4 protein-coding genes are annotated in these 3,500 nt (G+C 69.5%); all 4 read right to left on the minus strand.

Features of this window, described 5'->3' with window-relative positions; genetic code table 11:
- Window positions 1-110 precede the first annotated feature (110 nt).
- From CH341_RS29565 to CH341_RS29580, 4 genes are read right to left on the minus strand one after another with little or no spacing between them, the layout of a single operon-like run.
- The gene (locus tag CH341_RS29565; protein ID WP_210208670.1) at window positions 111-848 is read right to left on the minus strand and encodes an ABC transporter ATP-binding protein; all 738 of its coding nucleotides are present in this window, start codon (window positions 846-848) and stop codon (window positions 111-113) included.
- Window positions 829-1,554 carry an ABC transporter ATP-binding protein gene (locus tag CH341_RS29570; RefSeq protein WP_111422935.1) on the minus strand — a complete coding sequence of 242 codons (726 nt, stop codon included), beginning with the start codon at window positions 1,552-1,554 and terminating at the stop codon, window positions 829-831. Before CH341_RS29570 ends, CH341_RS29565 begins: the two co-directional genes overlap by 20 nt.
- Complete coding sequence (locus CH341_RS29575) at window positions 1,551-2,537, minus strand: branched-chain amino acid ABC transporter permease (protein ID WP_111422937.1); 987 nt, start codon at window positions 2,535-2,537, stop codon at window positions 1,551-1,553. Before CH341_RS29575 ends, CH341_RS29570 begins: the two co-directional genes overlap by 4 nt.
- A gap of 17 nt (window positions 2,538-2,554) precedes the next feature.
- Window positions 2,555-3,430, minus strand: coding sequence for a branched-chain amino acid ABC transporter permease (locus CH341_RS29580; RefSeq protein ID WP_111422939.1), 876 nt, complete (start codon window positions 3,428-3,430; stop codon window positions 2,555-2,557).
- Window positions 3,431-3,500: the final 70 nt, after the last annotated feature.

Raw genomic sequence — 3,500 nt, forward strand, 5'->3', positions numbered from 1 at the left:
CCATCCACGTCTTTGGCCGCGGCACTCAGAAAAGACGTGGATGCCCGCGACGAGCGCGGGCATGACGGGGGAGAAATCATCGCTGCTGCTATGAGGAGCGGAAGCCGTGCTTACGCCGCCGCGACGCCCATCATGGCGCGGCGAATCTCGGCGTGGTCGATGGCGCCGTCGGCGCGGTCGAGGGTGCGGATGATGCGGCCGTGCTGCATCACATAGGCCCGCGAGGCGACGTCGACCGCCTGGAAGAAGCTCTGCTCCGCCATCAGGATGGTCAGCCGCGACGTCTCCTGCAGGCGGGCGATCGCCTCGAACACCTGGCCGACGACGATCGGCGCGAGGCCGACCGAGGGCTCGTCGATCACCAGCACGGTCGGCGCGCACATCAGCGCGCGGGCGATGGCGAGGAGCTGCTGCTGGCCACCGCTCATGGTGCCGGCGAGCTGGGCGCGACGCTCCTTCAGCATCGGGAACGTGTCGAAGCAGTAGGCGAGCCGGTCGGCGATCCCGGGCCGGCCGCGCGGGCTCGATCCGGCGAGCAGCAGGTTTTCCGTCACGCTGAGATTCGGCACCAGCCGGCGGCCTTCCGGCACGATGGCGATGCCCTCGCGCACGACGGCGTGCGGCGCCAGCCCGGTGAGCGCGACGCTGCGTCCGTCCCACTCCAGCGCGACCCGGCCGGCCGTGGGCTTCACCAGGCCCAGAACGGTGTTGAGCAGCGTGCTCTTGCCGTTGCCGTTGGTGCCGAGCAGCGCGACGAACTCGCCCTCGCGCACCTCCATCGAGACGTCGCGCAGCACCGTGACGGCGCCGTAGCCGGCGCTCAGTCCCTCAATGACGAGTCTGTTCACCGAAATAGACCTTCTGGACGAGGGGATCGGCGGCGATCACGTCGGGCGCCGCATCGGCGATGGTGCGGCCGGTCTCGAAGCACACGATGCGGGTGGAGAAACGCATCACCGCATGCATGATGTGCTCGATCATGATGACGGCGATGCCGGTGGCGCTCAGATGCGTCAGGATCGCCAAGACGTCGTCGATCTCGCCCTCCGACAGGCCGGCCATCGCCTCGTCGGCGACCAGCACCTTGGGCTCGACCACCAGGGCGCGGGCGAGCTCGAGCTTGCGCAGCTCGAGCTGCGACAGGCCGCCGGCCTCGTGCCCGGCGCGGCGCTGCAGGCCGACCGACTCCAGCACCGCGAGGGCGCGGTCCTCCGCGTCGGCCGAGGGGCTGATCTGGTCGATCGGCACCAGCAGATTCTCCAGCACGGTCATGCCGGTGAAGGGTTTTGGTATTTGGAAACTGCGTGAAAGACCCATGCGGGCGCGGCGGTGCGGCGGCAGGTCGGTGACGTCGACGCCGTCGAAGACGACGCGGCCCTGCTGCGGCCGCAGCGTGCCGCTGATGCAGTTGATCAGCGTCGTCTTGCCGGAGCCGTTCGGTCCGATGATGCCGAGCCGCTCGCCCCGGTGCAGCACCAGGTCGACCGGTCCGAGCGCCTGGAACGGCCCGAACCGCTGCTCGACGCCGCGCACCTCGAGGATCGGCCCGCTCATGCGCCCCTCCGCCGGGTCAGCTTCTCGACGATGCCGACGATGCCGTCCGGCGCCACGGCGACGAACAGGATCAGCACGACCCCGACCACCAGGATGTTCAGCTCGGACGAGATGGTGACGCTCGCCGCCTGCTGCACGGTGGCGAGCAGCAGCGCGCCGAGCACCGGCCCGACCCAGCTCCGCTTGCCACCGATCAGCGGCATGGCGATAGCGTTGAGGCTGAGCGCCAGGCTGAAGGCGGTGCCGGGCTCGATGAACGAGGCGTAGTAGACGTAGGGCGCGCCGGCGATCGCCAGCATGGCCCCCGACACCGCGCAGGCGATCAGCTTGAGCCGGAAGGTCGGCACGCCGGCGCATTCGGCCGCGACCTCGCTGGCCTTGAGGGCGCGCAGGCCGCGCCCCATGGCGGAGATCTCGATCCAGCGCGCCAGCGCCACGAAGGCGACCGCGATGCCGAGCATCACCATCAGCATGAACTGCGGCTGGCCGCCCGCCCAGGCCGGCGCCTGCGGCGGCATCAGCGCGAGCCCGGAGGCGCCGCCCAGATAGTCGATGTTGTGGACCACGGTCTCGGCCATCACGACCAGCGCGATGGTGGCGATGGCGAAATACACGCCCTGCACCCGCAGCGTCATCCAGCCCATGGCGAGGCCGAGCAGCGCGCCGGTGGCGCCGGCCGCCGCGATCGTCACGGGCAGCGGCGCCCCCGTCGCCTTGACCAGGAACGCCGCCACGTAGACGCCGACGCCGTAGAAGGCGGTCGGGCCGAAATTGATGTAGCCGGCATAGCCGCCGAGCACGTTCCAGCCGGTCGCCACGGCGACGTACTGGATCACCACGTAGCCGGCGAAGAAGATGTAGGGATTTTCGACGGTCCGGGTGAGCACCACGCCGAGCGTCAGCACGGCGACGCAGCCGAGCGCGAAGGCGAGCGATCGGCCCGCCCGCGGCGAACGTCCGGTGCGGCGAACGGCAAACTCCATCGCGCCCTCCCGGAGACTCATCGGGCCGCTCCAAAAAGCCCGGACGGCTTGAAGGCGAGCGTCGCGAGCAGCATCGTGAAGGCCACGGCGGGCGCCCAGGACGGGCTGCCGAAGGCGCCGACCAGCGCCTCGGTGACGCCGATCAGGATGCCGGCCGCCAGCGTCCCGGGGATCGAGCCCATGCCGGCCAGGATGACGACCGCGAAGGCGCGCCCGATCTGCATGCGCCCGGCGAACGGATCGATCGGCCCGACGATCACGAGCGCAGCGCCGGAGATCGCGGCCGTGGCGGCGGCGATCCCGAAGGCGTGCCGCTTGATCCAGCCCGGATTGATGCCGCTCACCGACAGCGCCCGCTCGTCGTGCGCCACGGCCCGGATGGCGATACCCGCATAGGTGTATTTCAGATACAGCCACAGCGCCGTGACCATCACGGGCGCGACCAGGGCCGGGATCAGCAACCGATACGGCATCACGACCGGGCCCAGGACCAGGCTCTGCCCGACATAGTCGACGTCGGTCGAGCGCTGGTCGGCGCCGAACTTCATCACCAGCACGGTCTCGATCACCAGCGAGACGCCGAAGAACAGCGTCAGCGCCTGCATGGTGTCGGCCTCGCCGCGCTTCTCGTAGATGCGCGAGTAGAACTCGAAGAACACGATGCCGGCACCGTAGAAGACGATGGCGAGCGGCAGCGAGACCAGCAGCGGATCGTAGCCCATCGCATTGAACACGGTCGCCGCGAAGGCGCCCGTCACCACGAACACCGGGTGGGCGATATTGGGGATGTGCAGCAGCCCGAACGACACGGCCAGCCCGAGCGCGAGCGCCGCATAGAGGCAGCCGAGCAGCACGCCCGTGCTGATGGCGTTGGCGAGAAGTTCCAGGATCATGCCGGGCCTACATCATCCCCATTCAGTTGATCGGTTCAGCGTCATTCCGGGGCGCACCGAAGGTGCGAAC

The sequence above is a fragment of the Rhodoplanes roseus genome (assembly GCF_003258865.1).
Classification (GTDB): domain Bacteria; phylum Pseudomonadota; class Alphaproteobacteria; order Rhizobiales; family Xanthobacteraceae; genus Rhodoplanes; species Rhodoplanes roseus.